The organism is Mesorhizobium sp. CA4, from assembly GCF_020165075.1.
In the GTDB taxonomy this organism is placed as follows: Bacteria; Pseudomonadota; Alphaproteobacteria; order Rhizobiales; family Rhizobiaceae; genus Mesorhizobium.
Genome location: NZ_JAIUHK010000044.1, coordinates 19,379 through 43,085 on the forward strand (window position 1 = coordinate 19,379; position 23,707 = coordinate 43,085).

22 protein-coding genes, 1 tRNA gene and 1 pseudogene are annotated in these 23,707 nt (G+C 64.8%); 13 read left to right on the forward strand and 11 right to left on the reverse strand.

Going from position 1 to position 23,707, the window contains the following annotated elements; genetic code table 11:
• Window positions 1-52 precede the first annotated feature (52 nt).
• The gene (locus LB528_RS26460; protein WP_224515362.1) at window positions 53-268 is read right to left on the reverse strand and encodes a hypothetical protein; all 216 of its coding nucleotides are present in this window, start codon (window positions 266-268) and stop codon (window positions 53-55) included.
• Window positions 265-1,020 (reverse strand): COG4280 domain-containing protein, encoded by a 756-nt coding sequence (locus LB528_RS26465; RefSeq protein WP_224515363.1) that lies wholly within the window; start codon window positions 1,018-1,020, stop codon window positions 265-267. Before LB528_RS26465 ends, LB528_RS26460 begins: the two co-directional genes overlap by 4 nt.
• A gap of 249 nt (window positions 1,021-1,269) precedes the next feature.
• On the opposite strand from LB528_RS26465, the gene LB528_RS26470 reads away from it, so the two are divergent.
• The 5 genes from LB528_RS26470 to LB528_RS26490 all read left to right on the forward strand — a co-directional run bounded on the left by LB528_RS26470 (window position 1,270) and on the right by LB528_RS26490 (window position 7,319).
• Entirely contained in the window at window positions 1,270-2,289 is a 1,020-nt protein-coding gene (locus tag LB528_RS26470) for an LLM class flavin-dependent oxidoreductase (RefSeq protein WP_224515364.1), read from the forward strand.
• A 404-nt stretch (window positions 2,290-2,693) separates the two neighbouring features.
• Window positions 2,694-3,659, forward strand: a complete 966-nt coding sequence (locus LB528_RS26475) for a sugar ABC transporter substrate-binding protein (protein WP_224716860.1) — start codon at window positions 2,694-2,696, stop codon at window positions 3,657-3,659.
• A 137-nt stretch (window positions 3,660-3,796) separates the two neighbouring features.
• Window positions 3,797-5,296 (forward strand): sugar ABC transporter ATP-binding protein, encoded by a 1,500-nt coding sequence (locus LB528_RS26480; protein WP_224716861.1) that lies wholly within the window; start codon window positions 3,797-3,799, stop codon window positions 5,294-5,296.
• The gene (locus LB528_RS26485; RefSeq protein WP_224716862.1) at window positions 5,293-6,309 is read left to right on the forward strand and encodes an ABC transporter permease; all 1,017 of its coding nucleotides are present in this window, start codon (window positions 5,293-5,295) and stop codon (window positions 6,307-6,309) included. Before LB528_RS26480 ends, LB528_RS26485 begins: the two co-directional genes overlap by 4 nt.
• An 11-nt stretch (window positions 6,310-6,320) precedes the next feature.
• The gene (locus tag LB528_RS26490; protein WP_224716863.1) at window positions 6,321-7,319 is read left to right on the forward strand and encodes a LacI family DNA-binding transcriptional regulator; all 999 of its coding nucleotides are present in this window, start codon (window positions 6,321-6,323) and stop codon (window positions 7,317-7,319) included.
• 205 nt (window positions 7,320-7,524) lie between these two features.
• Here the strand turns inward: LB528_RS26490 and LB528_RS26495 are convergent, their stop codons facing one another.
• Together LB528_RS26495 and rocF are read right to left on the reverse strand one after the other, a co-directional pair.
• Window positions 7,525-8,583 (reverse strand): ornithine cyclodeaminase, encoded by a 1,059-nt coding sequence (locus tag LB528_RS26495; RefSeq protein ID WP_224716864.1) that lies wholly within the window; start codon window positions 8,581-8,583, stop codon window positions 7,525-7,527.
• A 2-nt stretch (window positions 8,584-8,585) separates the two neighbouring features.
• Entirely contained in the window at window positions 8,586-9,518 is a 933-nt protein-coding gene (gene rocF / locus LB528_RS26500) for an arginase (protein WP_224716865.1), read from the reverse strand.
• Between the two features lie 127 nt (window positions 9,519-9,645).
• Between rocF and LB528_RS26505 the strand changes: the two genes are divergently transcribed.
• On the forward strand, window positions 9,646-10,086 hold the full coding sequence (locus tag LB528_RS26505) for an Lrp/AsnC family transcriptional regulator (protein WP_224716866.1): 441 nt from the start codon (window positions 9,646-9,648) through the stop codon (window positions 10,084-10,086).
• Between the two features lie 183 nt (window positions 10,087-10,269).
• Here the strand turns inward: LB528_RS26505 and LB528_RS26510 are convergent, their stop codons facing one another.
• On the reverse strand, window positions 10,270-10,653 hold the full coding sequence (locus LB528_RS26510; protein ID WP_224716867.1) for a hypothetical protein: 384 nt from the start codon (window positions 10,651-10,653) through the stop codon (window positions 10,270-10,272).
• A gap of 376 nt (window positions 10,654-11,029) precedes the next feature.
• Between LB528_RS26510 and LB528_RS26515 the strand changes: the two genes are divergently transcribed.
• Window positions 11,030-11,710, forward strand: a complete 681-nt coding sequence (locus LB528_RS26515; RefSeq protein ID WP_224716868.1) for a DUF5343 domain-containing protein — start codon at window positions 11,030-11,032, stop codon at window positions 11,708-11,710.
• Window positions 11,707-12,188: pseudogene (locus tag LB528_RS26520) on the forward strand (TIGR02391 family protein). Before LB528_RS26515 ends, LB528_RS26520 begins: the two are co-directional and overlap by 4 nt.
• Window positions 12,189-12,367: 179 nt before the next feature.
• Here LB528_RS26520 and LB528_RS26525 read toward each other — a convergent pair.
• Window positions 12,368-12,442 (reverse strand) — tRNA-Gly (locus tag LB528_RS26525).
• A 255-nt stretch (window positions 12,443-12,697) separates the two neighbouring features.
• Here LB528_RS26525 and LB528_RS26530 point away from each other — a divergent pair.
• From LB528_RS26530 to LB528_RS26545, 4 genes are all read left to right on the forward strand, one after another.
• Window positions 12,698-13,192: a prolyl-tRNA synthetase associated domain-containing protein gene (locus LB528_RS26530; RefSeq protein ID WP_224716869.1), complete on the forward strand. Its 495-nt coding sequence runs from the start codon at window positions 12,698-12,700 to the stop codon at window positions 13,190-13,192.
• A 103-nt stretch (window positions 13,193-13,295) separates the two neighbouring features.
• Window positions 13,296-14,288 carry a thioredoxin gene (trxA, locus tag LB528_RS26535; RefSeq protein WP_224716870.1) on the forward strand — a complete coding sequence of 331 codons (993 nt, stop codon included), beginning with the start codon at window positions 13,296-13,298 and terminating at the stop codon, window positions 14,286-14,288.
• A gap of 307 nt (window positions 14,289-14,595) precedes the next feature.
• Window positions 14,596-15,267: an LON peptidase substrate-binding domain-containing protein gene (locus LB528_RS26540; RefSeq protein ID WP_224716871.1), complete on the forward strand. Its 672-nt coding sequence runs from the start codon at window positions 14,596-14,598 to the stop codon at window positions 15,265-15,267.
• Window positions 15,268-15,291: 24 nt separating this feature from the next.
• Window positions 15,292-15,534 (forward strand): Trm112 family protein, encoded by a 243-nt coding sequence (locus tag LB528_RS26545; RefSeq protein WP_224716872.1) that lies wholly within the window; start codon window positions 15,292-15,294, stop codon window positions 15,532-15,534.
• Window positions 15,535-15,710: 176 nt separating this feature from the next.
• Here LB528_RS26545 and LB528_RS26550 read toward each other — a convergent pair whose 3' ends face one another.
• From LB528_RS26550 to LB528_RS26560, 3 genes are read right to left on the reverse strand one after another with little or no spacing between them, the layout of a single operon-like run.
• Window positions 15,711-19,043 carry an error-prone DNA polymerase gene (locus LB528_RS26550; RefSeq protein ID WP_224716873.1) on the reverse strand — a complete coding sequence of 1,111 codons (3,333 nt, stop codon included), beginning with the start codon at window positions 19,041-19,043 and terminating at the stop codon, window positions 15,711-15,713.
• Window positions 19,040-20,530, reverse strand: a complete 1,491-nt coding sequence (locus tag LB528_RS26555; RefSeq protein ID WP_224716875.1) for a DUF6504 family protein — start codon at window positions 20,528-20,530, stop codon at window positions 19,040-19,042. The genes LB528_RS26550 and LB528_RS26555 overlap by 4 nt, the downstream gene beginning before the upstream one ends.
• A complete protein-coding gene (locus tag LB528_RS26560) occupies window positions 20,472-21,527 on the reverse strand; it encodes an ImuA family protein (protein WP_224716876.1) in 1,056 nt (351 codons plus the stop codon). The genes LB528_RS26555 and LB528_RS26560 overlap by 59 nt, the downstream gene beginning before the upstream one ends.
• 180 nt (window positions 21,528-21,707) lie before the next feature.
• On the opposite strand from LB528_RS26560, the gene LB528_RS26565 reads away from it, so the two are divergent.
• Window positions 21,708-22,145 carry a metallopeptidase family protein gene (locus tag LB528_RS26565; RefSeq protein ID WP_224517913.1) on the forward strand — a complete coding sequence of 146 codons (438 nt, stop codon included), beginning with the start codon at window positions 21,708-21,710 and terminating at the stop codon, window positions 22,143-22,145.
• A gap of 249 nt (window positions 22,146-22,394) precedes the next feature.
• Here the strand turns inward: LB528_RS26565 and LB528_RS26570 are convergent, their stop codons facing one another.
• Window positions 22,395-22,601, reverse strand: coding sequence for a DUF1737 domain-containing protein (locus tag LB528_RS26570; protein ID WP_224517914.1), 207 nt, complete (start codon window positions 22,599-22,601; stop codon window positions 22,395-22,397).
• An 88-nt stretch (window positions 22,602-22,689) separates the two neighbouring features.
• Complete coding sequence (locus tag LB528_RS26575) at window positions 22,690-23,571, reverse strand: HpcH/HpaI aldolase/citrate lyase family protein (protein ID WP_224716874.1); 882 nt, start codon at window positions 23,569-23,571, stop codon at window positions 22,690-22,692.
• Window positions 23,572-23,707: the final 136 nt, after the last annotated feature.

Genomic DNA, 23,707 nt, shown 5'->3' on the forward strand with positions numbered 1-23,707 from the left:
GCTTCCGCCAGTCTCCTGCGTTTGCGCTGATTTCCCAGAAAATGAACGCCGATCAACGCGCCTTGCCGCGCGCGGCGCGGCAGGTGCTCTGCAGGAGAATTGCCAGGCAGCCGGCGAGAAGCAGGAAGCCGCCGACGAGCGGCGGCAGCGTCAGAAGCTTTACCGCGGCGGTGATCAGCGCGATCAGGATCAGCGCCAGCAACGCAAGGCTGCCGTCGTCGACGAACATGCCGACGAGTTCCTTGAGGACGAGACGGATCACGGTCATCGGACTACCCCTTCGGCGGGTGCCGGGTAAGCGCCGCGCAACCAGCGCATAATGGCGAAGGATGTAACGGCAATGACGGCGAAGATGGCGAGCAGAGCGAGGTCGGCGCCCGGCCATTCGGCGCCGAGGCCCTCGCCGGTCCAGAACACGCCGAAGCTGGTCAGCATCAGCCCGACGACGAATTTCAGCGCATTCTCGGGCACACGCGCCAGCGGCCGGTGCACGGCAAGGCCGATCAGCATCACCAGCAGGAAGGCCGCCAGCGCGCCGAGGCCGGCATAAAGCGTCTGCCCATGCGCGGCGCCGACGGCGATGACAATGAACACCACTTCGACGCCTTCGAGCAGCACCGCCTTGAACGACGCGACGGCCGCCCGATAGTCGGCGCGGCGGTCATTGGCCTGCCGCTGCAAGGCGGCCGTCTCCTTGGAAAAAGCCTGCTCCTCGTCATGCAGTGCGATGACGCCGACGCTGCGCAGGATCGCCTTGCGCAGCCAGCGCATGCCGAACAGGATCAAAAGCACGCCGACCACGAATTGCAGGGCGGTGATGGGGACGAGCGCCAGAAGCGGCCCGAAAACAAGCACCAGCGCCGCCAGCAGGGCGAGCGCCAGCGCCGCGCCTGTCAGCGCCGGGCGCCAGCTGCGCGTCACGCCGACGGCGAGCACGATGGTGAAGGCTTCGACCACTTCGACGAAGGAGGCCAGGAACGAGGCCGTCACGGTGGAAAATATAGGTGTCAGGCCATGCATCAAGGCTTCGTCCAATGCTGGGGAATCATCGGTCGGTGAGAACGATACAGCGCTGCGGCGCCGGCGAAAATGCCGCAGATGATCCGATCTGGTCCCGCGTGAGGCGAGGTCGGGACCGGACATTTCGATGAACTCATTGACGGACTGTATCCGTTCGGTGTCCGTTGTATCGCGGCACTGCCCTGGCTATCTGCTGGAGCAACAAGAAGTTTTAAGCGGTCGACGGCCGCTCCAGCAGGAACGGAGCCAATGAAGAAAATCGGATTTCTGTCGTTCGGGCATTGGTCGCCCTCGCCGCAATCGGGCACGCGCTCGGGCGCAGACGCGCTGCTGCAGTCGATCGACCTCGCGGTCGCGGCCGAGGAACTCGGCGCCGACGGCGCCTATTACCGCGTCCACCATTTTGCCCGGCAGCTCGCCTCGCCGTTTCCGTTGCTTGCCGCCGCCGGCGCCAAGACCAAGCGTATCGAGCTCGGCACCGCCGTCATCGATATGCGCTACGAGAACCCGCTCTATATGGCCGAGGACGCGGGTGCTGCCGACCTGATTGCCGGCGGGCGTCTGCAGTTGGGCATCAGCCGCGGCTCGCCCGAGCAGGTGATCGACGGCTGGCGCTATTTCGGCTACGTGCCGGAAGAGGGCAAGAGCGACGCCGACATGGCGCGCCGGCATTCGGAGATCTTCCTCGACCTGCTGCGCGGCGAAGGCTTTGCCCAGCCCAATCCGCGGCCGATGTTCCCCAACCCGCCCGGCCTGTTGAGGCTCGAGCCCTTCTCGGCGGGCCTGCGCGAACGCATCTGGTGGGGCGCGGCCACCGACGCCACCGCCGTGTGGGCGGCCAAGCTCGGCATGAATCTGCAAAGCTCGACGCTGAAGTTCGATGAGACCGGCGAGCCGCTGCATGTCCAGCAGGCCAAGCAGATAAGAGCCTACCGCGCCGCCTGGAAGGAAGCAGGCCATGCCAGGGAGCCGCGCGTCTCGGTCAGCCGCAGCATTTTTGCTCTCGTCAACGACATGGACCGCGCCTATTTCGGCGGCAGCGAGGGCGAGGACCACTTTGGTTATATCGAGCCGGAAAAGCGCGCCGTGTTCGGCCGCACCTATGCCGCTGAACCGGACAAGCTGGTCGAGCAACTCAAGGAGGACGAGGCGATCGCCGAGGCCGACACGCTGCTGCTCACCGTGCCCAACCAGCTGGGCGTCGACTACAACGCCCATGTCATCGAGTCGATCCTGAAGCACGTCGCGCCGGCGCTGGGCTGGCGGTAAGAAAACCGCAAAACGCGTAATCTCCCCCCTTGCGGGGGAGATGGCCGGCAGGCCAGAGGGGGGTGCTGTCCCGCCGGCATCTCAGCATTCGGTTTCTTTAGCTCGATCAGGCTAGTGCAAGCATATCGGAATTCTGCACCACGCTACGCTCGTAGGGCGCGGCACAGGTCTGCGCCGCGTCGCTCGCTGGTGGCGCCGCCCTTGGATTGAGGAAGTTATAGGCCGCGTTCCTTCGCGCCCCCTCTGTCCTGCCGGACATCTCCCCCGCAAGGGGAGATCGGCAGCTTCGGCGCCGGTGCCGCTCCCGTCCTTACCCTCGACGTTGACATCTGATAAAATAGCAATCTACTTTGCCACGTAATCGGTTACGTAACCGATTACGGCTCAATCAAGTGGAGGAGATCATGAGCAGGATTTCGAACACGCATGGGCTTGGCCCGTTCTCACGCCGCCAGTTCCTGAAGACCAGCGCCTTGGCCGCCGGCGCGCTGGCTCTGCCGCTCGGCCCGGTCCTCGCCGCCGACAAGCCGAAGGTCGGCCTGGTGATGAAGTCTTTAGCCAATGAGTTCTTCAAGCAGATGCAGGCCGGTGCGGAGGAGTATGCGGCCAAGAACAAGGACAAGTTCGATTTCGCCGCAGTCGGCATGAAGGACGAGCGCGACTTCGCCGCCCAGGTCGACGCCATCGAGAACTTCATCACCCAGAACTACAACATCATCGTTGTGGCGCCGGCAGATTCGAAAGCCATGGTCACGCCGATCGCCAAGGCGCTGAAGGCCGGCATCAAGGTCATCAACATCGACGTCGCGCTCGACGCCGAGGCCAAGAAGAAGGCCGGCATCGACCTCGCCTTCTTCGGTCCGGACAACCGCGCCGGCGCCAAGCTCGCCGGCGACGCGCTCGGCAAGGCGCTGGGCAAGGGCGGCAAGGTCGTCATCCTCGAGGGCAATCCCGAGGCCGACAATGCCAAGCAGCGCAAGCTCGGCTTCGACGATTCGGTGAAGGAGTACAAGCTGAAGCTGCTCGACTCCAAGACCGCGCATTGGGAGACCGAAGAAGCCAACACGCTGATGACCAACTTCCTCACCCAGCATCCCGACATCCAGGGCGTGATGGCGGCGAATGATTCCATGGCGCTCGGCGTCGTCAAGGCGATCGACGCTGCCGGCAAGTCCGGCCAGATCAAGGTTGTCGGCTTCGACAACATCCCGGCCGTCGGTCCGCTGCTGAAGGAAGGCAAGATGCTCGCCACCGTCGAGCAGTATGGCGCCAAGATGGCGGCGATGGGCATCGATTATGGTTTGCGCGAGCTAGCCGGCGAGAAATTCTCCGGTTGGGTCAAGACCGACGTCAAGCTGGTCACCGCATGAGGCGAGCCGGGCCGCCGGCGCTCCCTTCCGGCGCCAGGCTTTGTCTCTCTCGTCACCGCCGCCGCCAGTTCCGGCGGCGGTGACGGAGCACCCGCCGCTGTCGTCGCCGACGGGCACGGTTTAGGATTCTGCCGCCCATGGATGCGATTCTCTCTCTTGAAAGGGTCGGAAAAATCTTTCCCGGCGCCGTCGCGCTGAGCGACGTGTCGCTCTCGATCGCGCGCGGCGAGACCCATATCATCCTGGGCGAGAACGGCGCCGGCAAGTCGACGCTGATCAAGCTGCTCGCCGGCATCTACCAGCCGGATTCGGGCAGAATCGCCTTCAACGGCGAGCCCTACCAGCCGAAGACGCCGCATGATGCGCAGCAGAGCGGCATCCGCATCGTGCATCAGGAGCTCAATCTTCTGCCCTATCTCAGCATCGCCGAGAATCTGATGCTGGAAAGCCTGCCGCGCCGCGCCTTCGGCATCGTCGACCGCAAGGCGCTCAACAGCCGCGCCGTGGCGCTGCTCAAGGAAGTCGGCCTCGACATCGATCCGCGCACCAGGGTCGAGGCGCTGGGCGTGGCGCAGATGCAGCTGGTCGAGATCGCCAAGGCGCTGAGCTACGACTCGAAGCTCTTGGTGCTGGACGAGCCGACGGCGACGCTGACGCCACCTGAGATCGAGCGGCTGTTTTCCATCATCAAGCGGCTGAAGGCCAAGGGCGTCACCATCATCTACATCTCGCACCGGCTGCACGAGGTGTTCGAGATCGGCGACCGGGTGACCGTGCTGCGCAACGGCAGGCTGGTCGCGACGCGCGATCTTCACGGCCTTTCCGTGCCGGATATCGTGCGCATGATGATTGGCCGCGACATCGCCGACGAATTCGGTTTCGACGCCTCGATCGTGCCCGGCAAAGTCGCGCTCAGCGTCGCCAATCTGAAGCGCGACGCCTCCACTCCGGACATTTCCTTCGCCGTGCGCCATGGCGAGATCCTCGGCGTCGCCGGCCTTGTCGGCAGCGGCCGCACCGAGGCTATGCGCGCGCTGTTCGGCGCCGACCCGAAGCTCGACGGCGTCGTCGAGATCGACGGCAAGCCGGTGGCGATCGCCGCACCCAAGGATGCGGTGCGGCATGGCTTGAGCCTGCTTACCGAGGACCGCAAGGGCCAGGGCCTGCTGCTCGACATGGCCGTCGACAGGAACATCACCATCACCGATCTCAGCAAGGTTTCGCGCAACGGGCTGCTCAACCGAAGGACGGAGGCCGCCGCCGCGAACGATCTCGTCGGCCAGCTGCGCGTCAAGGCGAGCTCGATCGAGCAGGCGGTGCGCAATCTCTCCGGCGGGAACCAGCAGAAGGTGGTGCTGGCGAAATGGCTGTTCCGCGGCACCTCGACGCTGATCCTCGACGAGCCGACGCGCGGCGTCGACATCGGCGCGCGGCGCGAGATCTACCAGCTTCTGTGGATGCTGGCGGCGCAGCGGAAAGGCATCATCATGGTGTCCTCCGACCTCCCTGAATTGATGGGCATGTGCCATCGCATCATCGTCTTTTCCAGGAACAGGATCGTCGGCGAAGTGGCGCGATCCGACTTCGACCAGGAGCGGATCCTGTCGCTCGCCTATCAGGAGTATGTGCGGCCATGAGCGAGACGACCGAAGCAGCCGTTGCGGCGCCTGTTTCTCCAGGCCGGGCAAAATTCCTGCGCTTCCTCGTGCGCGATGCCGGCGTGCTCCTGGCGCTGGTGCTGATCACGCTGTTCTTCTCGGCCACCGCCCCCTATTTCGCCACCTCCGGCAACGCGCTGAAGATCTTCGTGCAGATCGCCATCAACACGGTGCTGGCGGCCGGCATGACCTTCGTCATCCTCACCGGCGGCATCGACCTTTCGGTCGGCTCGGTGCTGGCGCTGTGCACCGTGGTCGGCGCCACCGTGATGATCAACGAGAGCCTGTCGCCGGCCGTGGCGATCACGCTGGCGCTTTTGGCCTGCATGGCGACGGGCGCAGCCTGCGGCTTCCTCAATGGCTGGATCTCCACACGCTGGAAGATCCCCTCCTTCATCGTCACGCTGGGCATGCTCAACATGGCGGCGGGCGCCGCGCGCGTCGTCAGCGACAACTCGACCATCACCGGCCTGCCGCAGAGTTTTGTAGATTTCGGCAACCTCATCATCGGCGGCTTCCTGCCGTCGATCTTCCTGGTGGCGGTGCTGGTGATCGCGGCCGGCTGGTTCGTGCTTCGCCTCACCGTCTTCGGCCGCATGATCTTCGCTGTCGGCACCAATGACGAGGCGGTGCGGCTGTCGGGTCACAATCCGGATTTCTACAAGGTCGCCGCCTTCACTATCAGCGGGCTGACCGCCGGCATCGCGGCCATGGTCTATCTGTTGCGCCTCAACATCGGCAGCCCGATCGCCGGCGTCGGCTACGAGCTCAACGCCATTGCCGCCGTCATCATCGGCGGCACCAGCCTCAGCGGCGGCAAAGGCTCGATCATCGGCACGCTGGTCGGCGCCTGCATCCTGCAGGTGCTTTCCACCGGATTGCAGCTGCTCGGCGTCGGCGACAATTTCAAACCGATCGTGATTGGCCTTGTCATCGTGCTCGCGGTCATCCTAGACGCGTACCGGGAGAGGCTGTTGCGGAAAATCCGCTGAGGGGAACGGCTATGACGACGATCGCAGATGTCGCGCGCCATGCGGGGGTGTCCGTCGCCACCGTCTCGCATGTGATGAACCACACGCGCCACGTCGAGCCGGAAACGGCTGAGCGGGTGCGCGCCGCAATCAGCGCGCTGCGCTACAGCCCGAACTCTGTGGCGCGGAGTCTGCGGCGCGGCGAGACCAAGACCATCGGCCTGCTTCTCCCCGACAATTCCAACCCGTTCTTCGCCAGCGTCGCGCGGCAGATCGAGGATGCGGGCTTCGTCTCCGGCTACACGGTGATCCTGTGCAACTCCGACGGCAATGCCGAGAAGGAGGAGCGCTATCTCTCGGTGCTGATGGCCAAGCAGATCGACGGGCTGATCTTCGCCGGCTCGTCCGACCATGCGCGGGTCTTCGCCCGCCTGTTGCCCAGCGTGCCTGCGGTGCTGCTCGACCGCGAGATCCAGTCGGTCAATGTCGATTCGGTGCTGGTCGACCACGAGCATGGCGGCTATCTCGCCGGCAAATACCTGGCCGGGCTCGGCCACAAGAAGATCGGCGTCATCGGCGGCCCGCGCGATTCGAGCTCCAGCCCGGCCCGCCTGCGCGGTTTTGCCCGCGCGCTTGGCGAAGCAGGCATGGAGCTGCCGGCCTCGTCGATCGTCGATTCCGACTATCATTTCGCCGGCGGCCGCCTGGCTATGGAGCGGCTGATGGTGCAGGCGCCCGAGATAACCGCGCTGTTTGCCTGCAACGACCTGATGGCGATGGGCGCGCTGACGTTGCTGCGCTCGCGGGGCATGCACGTTCCCGACGACATGTCGATGATCGGCTTCGATGACATCCCCTATGCCGTCACCACCTGGCCGCCGCTGACGACGATCGCGCAGCCGGTGGAAAAGATCGGCACGCTGGCGGTGAGCCTGCTGCTCGAGAGGCTGGGCGAGCCGGAAGCGCCTTCAAGGCGCGAGGTGCTGGCGCCGGTGCTGGTGGAGAGGGAAAGCTGCGCGGCGCGGCGGTAGTGTTGTTTAATCGTCGACGTTGGCGCAGCCCCCCGCTCCGTCTCGGCGCTGCGCGCCGATCCACCTCTCCCCCGCTTTGCGGGGGCGAGGAAACGCCAATCGCTAACGGCGCGGCCTTGCAAGGCTTGGGTTCCTCGCCCCCGCCAAAGGCGGGGGAGAGGTGTCCGCGCAGCGGACGGAGAGGGGGGCGCCCTATGCGGTTGGCTTACGCCGCCGGCTGCATGGCCGCCCGCTCCAGCATGCCGAACAGGTCGCGCGGCTCGTCGGGGTCGGCGAGCAGGTCGAGCTCTTCATAGAGGCCGGTGGCCTGGAGCTGGTTGCGGACATAGCGCAGCGCGGAAAAATCTTCCGTGGCGAAGCCGACGGAATCGAACAGCGTGATCTGCTCCGGCGTCTTGCGGCCCTCGGCCTTCCCGGTCATCACCTGCCACAGCTCGGTCACCGAATGGTCGGCGTCGAGCTGCTGGATCTCGCCCTCGATGCGCGTCTGCGGCGGGAACTCGACGAAGATGTCGGAGCGCAACAGGATGTCGCGGTGGAGCTCGGTCTTGCCGGGGCAGTCGCCGCCGACCGCGTTGATGTGGACGCCGGCCCCGACCATGTTGTCGGTGAGGATGGTGGCGTACTGCTTGTCGGCCGTCACCGTGGTGATGATGTCGACGCCTTCCACGGCATCCTGCCCGGTCGAACAGATGGTGATGTCGAAGCCCTTGCCGGCGAGGTTGCGGGCGCATTTTTCCGAGGCCGAGCGGTCGATGTCGTAGAGCCGCAGCCGGTCGATGCCGAGCAGCGCCTTGAAGGCGATGGCCTGAAACTCGGACTGGGCGCCGTTGCCGATGATGGCCATGGCTCGGCTGTCCTTGGGCGCCAGGTATTTTGCCGCCACCGCCGAGGTGGCCGCCGTGCGCAGCGCCGTCAGGATGGTCATTTCGGTGAGTAGCATCGGATAGCCGGAGCCGACATCGGCGAGCACGCCGAAGGCGGTGACGGTCTGGCGGCCCTCGCGCATGTTCTTCGGATGGCCGTTGACATATTTGAAGCCGTACATCTTGCCGTCGCTGGTCGGCATCAGCTCGATGACGCCGTCATGGCTGTGCGAGGCGATGCGCGGCGTCTTGTCGAACAGCTCCCAGCGGCGGAAATCCTCCTCGATATAGGCGGCGAGCTCGGTGAGGAAACGCTCGACGCCGATGGCGAGCACCAGCTTCATCATGCGGTCGACGCTGACGAAGGGAACGATGGCAAGGCGCGAAGGCTGGGTCATGATCAGAGGCTTCCGGAATGGCTGCGGGTCGGTCGGTCCATGATGCGGCGGCCCATCAGGCTGGCGGCGAGGTCGACCATCAGGGTCGCGGTGCGGCCGCGCTCATCGAGGAACGGATTCAATTCGACCAGGTCGAGGCTCGAGACCAGGCCTGAGTCGGAGAGCATCTCCATCACCAGATGCGCCTCGCGGAAGGTGGCGCCGCCGGGAACGGTGGTGCCGACGGCCGGCGCGATCGAAGGGTCGAGGAAATCGACGTCGAGGCTGACATGCAGGAGGCCGTTCTCCTTCTCGACGCGGGCCAGGAAGGCGCGCAGCAAGGGCGCGATGCCGTGCTCATCGATGGCGCGCATGTCGTGGACGGTGACGCCGGCTTCAGTGAGCGCGCGGCGCTCGGCCGGGTCGACGCTGCGCAGGCCGATGGCGCAGATTCGGGCCGGGTCGACCGCTTGCGGCAGATCCGGGAAATAGCCCTGGAAACCCGCCTGCCCGCTGGCATAGGCGAGCGGCACGCCGTGCAGATTGCCGCTGGTGGTGGTGTCGAGCGTGTGGAAATCGGGATGCGCGTCGAGCCACAGCACGAAGAGCGGCCGGCCACGCTCGGCGGCGCGGCGCGCCACGCCCGACACCGTGCCGGCGGAGATCGAATGGTCGCCGCCGAGGAAGATCGGCATGGCGTCCCGCGAAGCTGCGTAGGCGGTCTCGGCGATCGCCGCCGTCCAGGCGGAAATCTCCGGCAGCGCCTTCAGCGCGAGATTGCCATGCACCACCGGACGCGCGGCGGCCTTCTCGACCGCGCCCCAGTCCTCGACCTCGTGGCCGAGCTCGGCCAGCACCGAGACCAGGCCTGCCGTGCGCAGCGCGCTCGGCCCCATCTCGCATCCCATCCTGCCTGCGCCGTCCTGCACCGGCGCGCCGACGATCCTGCAGCGCATTTTTCTCACCTTGCGATTGATCGAAGGAGTGAACCACCAGCCGCTGGCGGTTCGAACAGCGAAAATTGGCATTTCGAGAAGATTAATCTAGCATACTGGTCAGATGATTTGATCGAAATGGAAAGTCATGGATGCGCTCGACGAAAGACTGGTCACGCTACTGCGGCACGATGCGCGGCGCAGCATCTCCGACCTTGCCGTCGATCTCGGCGTCTCGCGCGCCACGGTCCGGGCGCGCATGGAGCGGCTGGAAAAATCCGGTGAGATCATCGGCTACACAGTGGTGCTGCGCGCCGACGCGGTCGATCAGAAGATACGCGGCGTCATGATGATCGAGATCGAAGGCCACGCCGCCGACCGCGTCGTCAAGGCGCTGGGCGGCCTCGCCGAGGTCTCGACCATCCACACCACCAACGGCCGCTGGGACCTGGTGGTCGAGCTCGGCACCGCCACGCTGACGGATTTCGACGCGGTGCTGCGCCGCATCCGGCTGATCCCCGGCATAACGGGCAGCGAGACCAGCCTGTTGCTGGCGACACCGCGGACGACGCGGGCGCGGCTGGCGTAGTTGCGTGATCGGTGACGGCAGCGGTGAAGCGTGAAGCGGCTCGGCGATCTTGCGAAACACCGGGCGCTTCAGGTCCTTGTTGTCATGCGACCCGGGGCCGAAGGCGACGGCGCCGGGCGGGATCGCGACCAGCCTTCCCGGAATTGCTCCAGGATTGCCGCATCGCATCGCTCATGCAGGCGGTCAGCCGTTCGGGTAATAGCCCCCGTCCCCACCGCTGCCTATGTAGGTCCCCTGGCCGGTGGAGTCCTGAAGCCGCTGGTCCAGCTCATTGATCTGTGCGATCGCCGAACGGCCTCGGGTGGGCTGGATGGCATCCGCCTGCCGCATCAGCTCGCGGGCCTGGTGCTGTGTGATCTTGCCGGCCTGCCTGGCCGTGCGGATGCCTTGTTTCACGCCAAGCAGTTGCTCCGTCGCGGCTCTCGCTTCCGGGTCCGCCGGCACCGACGCCGTGGTCATGGTGTCGACCGCCGCTCTATTGTGGCGGTGCACGGCATAGGCGCTCGAAAGCGGTATGGCCGCGAAGATCGAGGCGGCCGCGATGATTTTAGGGTTGAAAGAACGCATGATGACATCTCCTCGTGATGGAGGAAGCGGCAAAGCCGCTTTTTCCGAAACGGGCCGTCCGGTCGCGTCGTGTCGCGGTGCAGGCCATCCACCGCCGGCGGTTCTCGGCCCAGGGAGGAGATATAGAAACCGCCGCGGCGTTGAAATGGAGTGGCACGCAAACGTTATCCGATGTGATCTGGGGTTGAATCGCCGATGCGCCGCGCCGATCTGTTCCCCGAAGGCCGGACGTCTTCAAGCGACGCCGGCGAATGGGACCGGCGAATGGCTAGCCTGCCCGCCAATTGCGGCATTGGCCCGATCGGCGAACCGCTCGGGCATTGACCCGACGCGCGAGTCAGTTGATCAATAGCTTGGGTAATCTTGTGGGGCGAACATGGCAAGTCATCCGTACATCTCCGGCGCTGGCAACATCACTCAGATGATTGGCTTTCTCCGGAAGAGTTTCCCGACGACGGTGACTTCTGACACTGTCAAGAAGCTCGGGTTAGCGTCGAAGAACGAGAGCTACGTTATTAACGTGCTTCAGTTCCTGGGCTTAATCGACGAGCAGGGGAAGCGAACTGACGTCGGTCATGATGCAATGACCAAGCATGACGAGAGCGAGTTCCAGTCGTCGTTTTCAGGCATAGTAAAGAAGGCATACGCGGACCTATTCGAACTGCGCGGCGATGATGCTTGGACGATGAACAAGGATCAGCTGATCAGTTATTTTCGCAGCGCCGACAAGACTAGCGACGTTATCGGGAGCCGTCAGGCGGGCGTGTTCATCGCTCTGCGGGAACTCGCTGGGTATATGGCGGAGCAGAGCCAGCCGACTCCGAAGACAAAGTCGGCTATCACCACAAAACCGAAGAGTTCCCCCAAGAAGGCTAGGCCTGCTGAGCAGAAGGCACAGGATCAGGTCTTTGAACAGGACCCTTCGCCCCTCCCTCCGAAGACGCAGAAAGGTGATATAGCTCTCACAGTCCGCGTCGAAATCAATCTGCCCGCGGAGGGAACGCAGGAGACCTATGACGCTATCTTCAGGAGCATTAAGGCTAACCTCTATCCATGAGCGAGGCGCTGACGCTCTTCGAGAGGATCGCACGAGCGGCGAAAAATGTCGGCCAACCTTCAGTTACTGAGAGTCGGGGCGTCCATCCATTCGATGAGCGCAACATTCACCCGGAGATCGCCGGGGTCTCTGTGAAGCTGTTTGACAACGGCCATTATTCGCAGGCCACCTTTGAGGCATTCAAGTACCTGGACATTCAGGTAAAAAAGCTCTCCGGCATAAATGATAGCGGTTACAAGCTGATGATGGCAGCGTTTGCGGAGGCCGCTCCAAAGATCAAGCTCACCAACCTGGCAACGTCGAGCGACATTGATGAGCAGATGGGTTTAAGTTCATATTCGCGGGCGTGATGTCGGCCATCCGCAACCCTCGCGGGCATGACATTGCCTCAGATCCTATCGATCGCTGCCTGGATCACCTGTCTCTGGCATCGGTTCTCCTCAGGCGCATGGAGGAACGAAAAGAGCCGCTGCCCTAAACTAGGACAGAATAGAGCGATCACGGCGATGAGGCGGTTGACGGTACATCAATCGGCGAACTGGCAATCGCGGCAACCTGACTTTCCTGGCCGCTTCTGGGTCGTGCAATTTCAACGCCTAGAAAACGAAAAAGCCGCGGAGACCGCGGCTTTCGTTTGCTTGATCCTCGGTGAGGAAATGGAGCGGGTGAGGCGATTCGAACGCCCGACCCCAACCTTGGCAAGGTTGTGCTCTACCCCTGAGCTACACCCGCTCGCGCGGCCTTGGGCCGCAAGCCGCGCCTATATGGCCGAAGAGCGCGGCGATTGCAACAGGGAAATGACGGTCTTTTTGGAGCGAATTTCTTCCCGCGGCGACGTTCGCATCGAAAGCATCGAACCGGCGCCGAAGCGGACCGATCGCAAATCCCGCAGGCAAAGCCGTTTTCCTGGAAGTGCTCCGGCGGCCTTGCCCCGATGGCACGGTTGGCCGTAAACGGCATGAGCCCTGTTCGATCGCGCGAGGACCGATGCCGAAGACCGAAGCCGAGCTCAACGAATTTCTTGCCGATCTTGGCATTTCCGTCTCGACGGTCAGGCACCCGCCGCTGTTCACGGTCGCCGATTCGCAAACCCTGCGCGGCGAGATTCCCGGCGGCCACACCAAGAACCTGTTCTTCAAGGACAAGAAGGACAATTATTTCCTCGTCACCGTTGAAGAAGACGCCGCGGTCGACCTGAAGCAGATCCACCACCTGATCGGCGCCGCCAGCCGGGTGTCGTTCGGCAAGCCGGAGATGCTGATGGAACTGCTCGGCGTCATCCCCGGCGCGGTCACCGTCTTCGGCCTGATCAACGACACCGAAGGGAAGGTCAAGGTGGTGCTCGACCAGGCATTGATGAGCCATGACGTTATCAACGGCCATCCGCTGACCAATGAGGCGACGACCTCGATCGCCGCCGCCGACCTGATCAGATTCGTCGAGGCAACCGGCCATGATCCTGTTATCCTGAAAGTCTCATAATCTTGAAAGTCGGGGCTTGATCGCCACATGGAAGGCGGTTCCGAAATCCGACAATAACGCGCTGGGCACCGACGCCTGAGAGCGCGACCGAAAGGGCGACACGATGAGCGACAACAATCCCTATAGCGGCGCGTTTGGCGGCAATGGCGGCCAGTACGCCCAGACCGTGCAATATGGCGGCGGCGATCGCCCCAAGGTTTCGCTGGGCGACGCGCCGGCGGCGGCCGACCTGATCAAGGAGACGACAACAGCCACCTTCGCCGCCGACGTCATCCAGGAATCGCGCCGCCAGCCGGTGCTGGTCGACTTCTGGGCGCCATGGTGCGGCCCCTGCAAGCAGCTGACGCCGCAGCTCGAAAAGGCGGTGCAGGCCGCGGGCGGCAAGGTCAAGCTGGTCAAGATGAACATCGACGATCATCCCTCGATCGCCGGCCAGCTCGGCATTCAGTCGATCCCCGCGGTCATTGCCTTCAAGGACGGCCAGCCTGTCGACGGCTTCATGGGCGCTATCCCCGAAAGCCAGATCACCCAATTCATCCAGAAGGTCGGCGGCAAGGCCGGCGGCGCGCCGCAGATCGCGGACGCGCTTGCCGCCGCGGCCGAGGCGCGCACGGCCGGCGACGTGCAGACCGCGGCCGACATTTACGAGGCGATCCTCGAGCAGGCGCCCGAGACGCTTGAGGCGATCGCGGGGCTGGGCGAGATCCTGTTCGATGCCGGCGACGCGGAAGGCGCCGAAGCGGTGCTCGCCCGGGCGCCCGACGACAAGAAGGACGCGCCGGCACTGGCGGCGCTGCGCGCCAAGATGACGCTGGCGGCGGAAGCGGCGGCGCTCGGCAATCCGGCCGAGTTCGAGCGCCGGCTCGCCGCCAACCCCGCCGACCATCAGGCGCGCTTCGACCTGGCGATGATCCAGAACGCCCGCGGCGAGCGCAATGCGGCCGCCGACAATCTGCTGGCGATCGTCAAGGCCGACCGGAGCTGGAATGACGACGGCGCCAGGGCGCAGCTGTTGAAGTTCTTCGAGGCGTGGGGAATGACCGACGAGGCGACGCTCGCGGCACGCCGCAAGCTCTCGTCGCTGCTGTTCTCGTAGAGCGGTTTCGGCGTTTCACGGATTCGCGCTGTCATGTTGTTCTGACGCAATTCCGGACGGAAAACCGTTTCACACTTTTCCTGGAATTGCTCTAGGCTTGTTCTTTGCGCAATTCCGGGCCGAAATCGCTGATTTTTCGGAATTGCCCCGAATTTTTTGCCGGCTGTCGAGGCCGGCAGGCTTGAGCGGCGGAGCGCCAGCGCCAGATAAGGGCAGGCTGGCGGTTCGCCGCCAAACGAAGACGAGTTGCCGGGCGAGAGGAGATTGCAGGTGATGCGCTTGCCGGCGTTGCTTTGGGAGGGTTGCGGTGCGCGTCGGTAACGCACTCTACCGGCTTGCCAAGGATTTGCCGTCGGCAATCCCGGTGTTCCCGCTCGCCGGCGCGCTGCTTCTGCCCGGCGGCCGCATGCCGCTCAACGTCTTCGAGCCGCGCTATCTGCAGATGATCGACCAGGCGATGGCCGGCTCCCGGCTGATCGGCATGATCCAGCCGAGCCTCGACGGCGCTTTGCGCGACGACGGCGAGCCGGAGCTGTGCAGCGTCGGTTGCGCCGGACGCATCATCTCGCTCGCCGAAACGGGCGACGGCCGCTATCTGATCTCGCTGCAGGGCGTGTGCCGGTTCCGCATCGTGCAGGAGCTCGCGGCAAAGGCGCCGTTCCGGCAGTGCAAGATCATGCCGTTTCTCGCCGATCTCGAGGAAGATCCAGCCGGCGCCGACGTCGACCGGCCGGCGCTGCTCAAGGCGTTTCGCGCCTATCTGCAGGCCAACGATCTGGAGGCCGATTGGGAGAGCGTCAGCCGCGCCGAAAACGGCATGCTGGTCAACGCGCTGTCGATGATGGCGCCCTATGGACCGGCCGAGAAGCAGGCGCTCCTGGAAGCGCCGGACCTGAAGACGCGCGCCGAGACGCTGATCGCCATCACCGAAATGACGCTGGCGCGCGAGGACGATGAGTTTGGGCCGAGCCTGCAATAGTTTGCCGACACGGGGGTGAGTTCCATGACGGACGGACGGGACGGACGGAAGGCCGAGGTCGACCCGAAGCTTCTTGAATTGCTGGCCTGCCCGCTGACCAAGGGGCCGCTGACCTGGGACCCCGAGCGCAGCGAACTGGTTTCGCGCGTGGCGAAGCTCGCCTATCCGGTGCGCGACGGCATCCCGATCATGCTGCCCTCGGAGGCGCGCACGATCTCGGCCGAGGACATGCTGACGCCACCGCCGCGGCTCAGCGGGCCGTCGTGACGGCGCCTACGCCGACGACCACTTCCGGAAGGATGCCGCAAGCCATCGAGATTGGCGGCGGCGTCCGTGATTGCATAAGGCCGCTGCAGCGGGGAAATCCGAAATGCTGTCCCGCCGACATCAAGTTGTGCATCGTGACGGCACACGCCGTCGGGCGTCTGCTTTCCTGTATCGTCCTACTGAAAATTCCGCCCTTTCGGCATGACCTGTTGCGCGGCGCTTGAGAGCGTCGCGACATCCTGATGGACCGGCTGGCCACGGCTTGCGGCGGATCCCATCGGCCGTTCGGCGGGATTATGCTCGATGACCGGTCGATTGGCGGATTCCAGCAGCACGCTCAGCCAGGACGTCAAATCCTCGACCCTGTCGGCGACGATGTGGATGACGTCCGATTCATGCTGCAGCTTGCCGGTGACGCGGATGAAGCGGGCGCCCATGACGATGGAGCGGAAACGGTCGAAGACGCGCGGCCAGATGATCACATTGGCGATCGACTTCTCATCCTCCAGCGTGAGGAAGATGGCATTGCCCTTGCCGGGACGCTGGCGGACCAGAACGAGGCCGGCGACAGAGACGCGGCGGCCATCGCGCACCGACGGCAGGCGGGCATTGGGGGTGACGCCGGCGCGATCCAGCCTTTCGCGCAGGAAGGCGACGGGATGCTCCTTTAGCGACAGGCCGAGCGAGCGGTAATCGTGGACGACATGCTCGCCGAGCGGCATTTTCGGCAGTTTCGTTTCCGGCTCCAGCTCACGCAGATTGAGCGAAGGCTGGTCGAACAGCGGCAGTTTCTCGGCGGCGCTCTTGCCGTCGAGCGCCCGCACCTCCCAGAGCGCGGCGCGGCGGTCGAGACCGATCGAGCGGAAGGCGTCCGCCTCGGCCAATCTTTCGATCTCGCCGACATCGAGGCCCGAGCGCAGCCAGACATCCCTGACCGAGCGATAGCCGTCGCCGCGCTGGGCGACGACTGTATCCATGCGCTCTTCGGACAGGCCCTTGATCTGGCGGAAGCCGAGCCGCACCGCATGCGCCGTTTCGATAACGCCGCGCATCGAGGCGTGACGCTCGAGGATGCGCGACGGATCGAAGGCGGTGGCCTCCAGCGTGCAGTCCCAGACGGAATGGTTGATGTCGACCTCGCGTATCTCGACGCCATGGTCGCGCGCGTCGCGCACGAGCTGGGCCGGCTGGTAGAAACCCATCGGCTGGGAATTCAGGATCGCAGCGCAGAACACGTCCGGATAAAAGGTCTTGAACCAGCAGGAGGCGTAGACCAGCAGCGCGAAGGAGGCGGCGTGGCTTTCGGGAAAGCCATATTCGCCAAAGCCTTCGATCTGCTTGAAGCAGCGCTCGGCGAACTCCCTGGGATAGCCTTTCTCGACCATCCCTTCGACCATCCGCGTCTCATAGTTGCCGATCGTGCCGGTTCGCTTGAAGGTCGCCATGGCGCGGCGCAGTTCGTCGGCTTCGCCCGGCCGGAAGCCGCCGGCGACAATGGCGATCTTCATTGCCTGCTCCTGAAACAAAGGCACGCCGAGCGTCTTGCCAAGGATCTCTTCCAGCTCAGGCTTGGGGTATTCGGCCTTCTCCTTGCCCTGTCGTCTGCGCAGATAGGGATGCACCATGTCGCCCTGGATCGGACCGGGCCGCACGATCGCCACCTCGATGACGAGGTCGTAGAAGTTCTTTGGCTTGAGGCGCGGCAACATCGACATCTGCGCGCGCGACTCGATCTGGAAGACGCCGAGCGTATCGGCTCTTTGGATCATGGCGTAGACGCGTCTGTCCTCTTCCGGAAGTGTGGCGAGCACATAGGGCTGTCCAAACGGATCCCGCGCCTGCGGATAATGCTGCGTGAGCAAGGTCAGAGCGCGCTTCAGGCAGGTCAGCATGCCGAGCGCCAGCACGTCGACCTTGAGGATCTTCACCGCGTCGAGATCGTCCTTGTCCCATTCGACCATCTTGCGCTCCTCCATCGCCGTCTTGACGATGGGCACGACCTCGTCGAGCCGGTCGCGGGTGATGACGAAGCCGCCGACATGCTGGGAAAGATGGCGGGGAAAGCCCATGATCTCGTTGGCACGCTCCAGCACCTGCCTGGACAGCGGATCGGTGCGGTCGAGGCCGCCGGCATTGGCTTCCCTTTCGCCAAGCTCGGAAGTCGACCAGCCCCAGATGGTGCTCGACAGCGCGCTCCTGACGTCTTCCGACAGGCCCATGGCCTTGGCCACTTCGCGCAGGGCGGAGCGGCCGCGATAGCTGATGACGGCGGCGGCCAAGGCGGTGCGCTTGGCGCTGTATTTCTCGTAGATATAGGCAATGACCTCGTCGCGCCGTTCATGCTCGAAATCGACGTCGATGTCGGGCGGCTCGTTGCGCTCCTCGGAGATGAAGCGCTCGAAGAGTGCATCGATCCGGTCGGGGCCGACTTCGGTGATGCCGATGCAGAAGCAGATGACCGAATTGGCGGCAGAACCGCGCCCCTGGCAGAGGATGCCCTGACTGCGGGCGAATTTCACGATGTCGTAGACGGTCAGGAAATAGCGCGCGTAATTCAGGCGCTCGATCAGGGCGAGTTCTTCTTTGATGCGTTGCGTGACATGCGAAGGTACGCCGGCCGGGTAGCGCCTTGCCGCCCCCTCACATGCCAAACGCTCGAGTTCGGCCTGCGGCCCAAGTCCGGATTCGGTCGGCTCGTCCGGATAATTGTATTCGAGGTCGCTGAGCGAGAAAGTGAGCTCCTCGGCGAAACGCAGCGTCTCCGCCAGCGCCTGCGGCTGGCGGCGGAAAAGCCGCGCCATCTCCAGCGGCGGCTTCAGATGACGCTCGGCATTGGCGATCAGCTCCAGCCCGACCTCGGAAACCGGCGTGTTGAGGCGGATCGCGGTGAGCACGTCCTGCAGCGGACGGCGGTCGGCTGCATGGTAGAGCACGTCATTGGTCGCCATCAGCGGGACGCGCGCATGCTCGGCCATTGCCGCCGCCTGCTCGATGCGGAAACGGTCATTGCCGCCATAGTCCGGCGCCACGGCAAGACGGAGCGCCGCGCCGAAGCGATCCTTAAGCCGGCTAATGAATACCAGATTGTCTTTCGCGTCTGCCGACAGCTCGGGCAGGATCGCCAGCGACATCCGATCGCCCCATTCGAGCAGGTCGTCAAGCTCGAGCAGCGTCGCGCCCTTCTCGTTCTCGTCGCGCAGATTGGCTTGCGTGAGCATGCGGCAGAGATGCCCCCAGCCCTGGCGGTCGCGGGGATAGGCGAGGATGTCCGGCGTGCCGTCGCCGAACACCAGGCGGCAGCCCGGATGATAGGCCATCTTCTCCACCTTGGCCTGCTGCCAGGCGCGCACGACGCCGGCGACCGTGTTCTTGTCGGCAAGGCCGATCGAGGCAAAGCCGTAGAATTTCGCCGTGACCACCAGCTCCTCGGGCTTGGAGGCGCCGCGCAGGAAGGAGAAGTTCGACTGGATGCCGAACTCGGCATAGGGGATGACGGTCAGCGCGTTCATGCGAACACCCCATGCATGAACCAGCGTGGCGGCGCGGCCTGCGCGGCGCTGTTGTAGAGACCCTGGCGGTAGAGCCAGTAGCGGCGCCCCTCGCTGTCCTCGATGCGGTAATAGTCGCGGGTCGGCGCCTCTTCCTCGCCGGGCAGCTGGCGCCACCATTCGGCGGCGATGCGTTCCGGCCCCTCGGCGCGGGCGACGCGGTAGAGCGCGCGCCGCCAGCGGAAATTCATCGGCGGGCCTTCGGGGATCTCGGTCGCCGGCACCTCGATCGGTTCGGGCGAGCGGAACAGGCGCACCGGCCGCTCCGGCGGATAGACGGTCATCGGCGGTGCTGTTCGGGGCGGCGCCGCCCGGCCGGCCGCCGGGGCGCGCCTTTGCGGCGCTTCGGCGAAAGGCACAGTTTTGACGGCCCGTTCCGGCAGATGGCTCTCGACGATCACCGGCTTCAGCATGGCGGCCTCGCCGAGACGGGCGCGGACGCGGTCGGCAAAGAGCGCGATGTCGGCATCGTCGTCGTCCGCCTCGCCGGTCAGGTCGCCCTGAATCAGGTCGAAGGCGGCGACCGACAGCACGGACAGCCGCACGAGGTCGAAGCCGAAGCCGGCGTCGATATTCTGCTCCAGCGCGGTGAGCCGCTCATGGAACAACCTCTGGATCAGCCGCGGCTCGCGCATCGGGCGCGAGGTGCCGACGGCGATACGGTTGACGGCGCCGTCGACGCGGAAGAAAAGCAGCGCCAGCGTCCTTGCGCCCTCGCCGCGGCGTTCGAGGTCGGTCTTCAAGGCGATCGCCAGCCGGCTCACCAGCCGCTCGATATCGTCGGTGAGCATGACCGGCTCGGCAAGATGGCGCTCGACCGAGAGCGGCGCGACGGGAAGGCGCGGCGACACGGCCTCGTCTAGGCGGCCGAGCGCCTGGTCGAGGCGCAGAAGCAAGGTGGCGCCGAAACGGCGGGCAAGCGGCGCGCGCGGTGCTGCCATCACCGCGCCGGCGGTGCACAGGCCCACACTTTCCAGGCCGGCGCGGGTCTCCGGCGCGATGCGCAGCGCCGACAAGGGCAGCGGCGAAAGCAGCGCTTCCTCCTCGCCGCCGGCCACGATGCGATCGCCATGGAAGCGCGCCGCCGCCCAGGCGGCCCCCGGCGTCGAGGCCAGCCCGGCGCGGACATCGAAGCCCTGCTGGAAGAAGCGGGTGAGGATCTCGTCCTGCATGGCGCGCTCGCCGCCGAACAGATGCGTGCAGCCGGTGACGTCGAGGAACAGCCCGTCCTCGCCGTCGATCGCCACCAAAGGCGTGTAGCGGTCGCACCAGTCGGCAAGGCCTTCGAGCAGGCGGCGGTCGGCTTCCGCGTCGGCCTCCACCACATCGATCGAGGGGTGCATGGCGCGGGCATCGGCAATGCCCATGCCGCGCTTCAGCTTCAGCGCCTCAGCCCGCTCGTCGAGGGCTGCGATGCGCTGGGTGTTGTTGTCGCGATGGCTGATCACCAGAGGCAGGTGATGCGAGGGCCGGGAACGCCAGGACCGACCCAGGCGCTGGCGCAGGATCCGCTCCGCGGCCAGATGCGGGAACCACAGCGACAGAATTCTCTGTTCTTTCTGCAAAAGCGTGCTCATCGGGGTTCCACTCCAGTGTGAATTGTCCGGGCAGGGCCGTGCGGCTCTTGCCGATATCGACTTTGAAGGCGGGGCGGCCGATCGAGCCGGCGAGCGGCCCGGCGACCGTCTCGCGGCTTGCCGAAGGTGCGGCCGAAACGATGAGGCGCACGGGTGCGGCGGTGGGATCGGCCTCGCCGGCCTGGCGCAGCAAAAGCAGTGGACGGCCAGCATTCCGGGCACGGGCGTGCAGCCGGCGCGTGGCGGTGAGGTCGAGAAGCCGCGGGCTGCCGCGGATCTCGAGGACGACCGCGGCGAAGGCGGTCATGCGGGCCGCTTCCTCGGCGATCCAGAGCGCGTCCAGCAGCTTCGGCGCCTCGGAAAACAGCAATTGCTCCGGCTCGATGCCGAACAGGGCGTGAAGGCCCCTGGCATAGGGCAAGCCGGCCTCGTGAAAGATTTCCGCCGTGCCGACCCACAGGATCGGCAGGCCCTGCTTCTCCTTAAGGATCAGGCTTACGAGCGAGAGCGCGAAACCGGCGACGGCACCGGCATCGCGGGTCTCCAGGCCATGGATTTCGCTGAGCGCCGCCTTGGGCAGGCCGCCGCCAAGGGCGGTGTCGAGGCGATCAATGCCGGTGTGCAGGAAGGCGTCCGCCGAGGCCACGGCAAGACCGCGCCGGAGGATCGTCATGTCCGATTTGGCGGTATGGGGAGATATTTGTTTTTCCGCAATTCCGGACGGAAAACCGCTTCGCACTTTTCCTGGAATTGCTCCAGCCGCGCTTCCCGCGGGCGCCTGCAGGCGCTCGGGCAGCGTTCCCTCGATCTTCGCGATCTGGCGGCGCAGGGCAAAAACAGTTTCCCGCGCCACGGCGTCTATCGCCATGACGTTCACTTCCGGCAGTTGTTCCTGTTATGTTCTTATAGATTCCAGAGGCGGCCGGAAGAGTCAAGCAGACTCGCAAGGAATTTATTCCTCCAGTTTTTACCCTGAAAGCGGACGCCCAGTCGGCCCATTTGCCTCTATCGGCGCGAAAGCCTATATGCCGGGATCAAAGGACAGTTCATGGCCCGCATCTACAAGACCCGCAGCTGGCACGACCAGCTTTCTCCGTCGATGGACGAGATGGAGCTTCTGGCGCTGGAGACCTACGCCCATCTGCCGGACGAGTTCCGCAAGCTCACCGGCGAGATCATCATCCAGATCGCCGAGTTCCCGACCGACGAGATCATGGACGACCTGTCGTTGGAGACGCCCTTCGACCTGCTCGGCCTGTTCGAGGGACGCGGCATCGCCGAGCGCTGGAACCCACAGACCGGCGAGGGCCCGAACCGCGTCACGCTCTACCGCCGCGCCATCCTCGACTATTGGGCCGAGAACGAGGAGACGCTGGGCGACATCGTCACCCATGTGCTGATCCACGAGATCGGCCACCATTTCGGCCTGTCGGACGACGACATGGAGCGGATCGAGGAAGCCGCCGAGCAGGCGGCACCGGGCTGAGAGCGCACCTCGTCATCCTAGGGCGAAGCAAGGAGCGAAGCGACGCGCGTAGACCCTAGGATCCATGCCATTCCATCAACACCAAGCCCGCGGTGCAGAACGGAACGCCTGCCGCCCGACACCGCAATTTCCCTATATTCTGGCCCGCCGCGCCCTTCGGCAGAGAGAACGGAATGGATCCTAGGGTCTGCGCTCCGCTTCGCGTCGCTACGCCCTAGGATGACGAATGAGAGAGCCTGCTGGCCTTCCCTACCAGTCGCTGAGCTTGGTATCGGCTGTATAGTCCTGGCCTTCGACATCCTTCACCACCGCCTGGCCGCAGCGCATCGACTTCGTCTGCTGGTCAAAGCCATAGGTCGGCGAGCCGAACAGGTGCCAGCCCTTGTTCAGCGCCGCCGTCACCTTGTGGCAGAAAGTGGCGTCGTCCGGGCCGGTGAGGAAGCGGTAGAGTTTCATGGATTGATCCTGTCGTGCCTAATCTGTCGTGCCTAATTGTCGTGATTGGGTGAAAAGCCGGGCCTGAAGAATCGTGTTTCGCCCGACATCATGCGCCGATGATCGCGGCCTTCGCCAGAAGTTTCTCGGCTTCCGCCAGATGCAGCCGCTCGACCATGCGGCCGTCCAGCGCAATCACCCCCTTGCCGGCATTTTCGCGCCGCGCGAACGCCTCCCGGATCGCGCGGGCCCTGGCCAGCGCCTCGGGCGACGGTGAAAAGGCGCGGTTCGCCGCTTCGATCTGGGCGGGGTGGATCAGCGACTTGCCGTCGAAACCCATGGCGGCGGCTTCCGCGCATTCGCCGGCAAAAGCGTCGAGGTCGCGAAAATCATTGGCGACGCCATCGATAACATCGAGGCCGCCGGCCCGCGCCGCGAGCACCAGCTGCATCAGCCAGGGCATCAGATAGCGCCGGTCGGGCGTCGCCAGTATGCCGGTCGCCTTCACCAGGTCGTTCGTTCCGGTCACGAGACAAGCCAGCCTCGAAGCAGGGTCGCGGCCAAGCTCGGCGATGGCACCGATGTTGAGCAGCGCCCTGGACGTCTCGATCATCGCCCATAGTTTCACGTTGTCCGGCGCGAAATTGTCGTCGAGCAGGTCGCCGGCTTCGAGAATGTCGCGCGGCGTGCCGATCTTGGGCAGAAGAATGCCGTCGGGCTCGGCCTTGGCCACGGCCAGGAGGTCGTGGGTGCCCCATTCGCTGGCCAAAGGATTGATGCGCACCACCATCTCGCAGCGCCGTTCGGGGCGCGCAGCCAGGATGCCGACAATCTTGTCGCGCGCCGCTTTCTTGTCGGCGGGCAGGACGGCGTCTTCGAGATCGATGATGACGGCATCGCAGGCCAGGGAGCCGATCTTGGCGAGCGCCTTGTCGTTTGAGGCGGGAATGTAAAGCACCGAACGGCGCGGTCGGTAGGGGTCTTGAGCCATGGCCGATCTATGCCGGGTGATCGCGGATGAGGCAAGGCGCAAGTCAATCTCCCCCCTCGTGGGCCTGTTGCGTAATTGGCTGGTTGTGATTCTCTGAGAAGGAAGCTCGGAGGGAATCGCAATGGCGGTGAAGCAG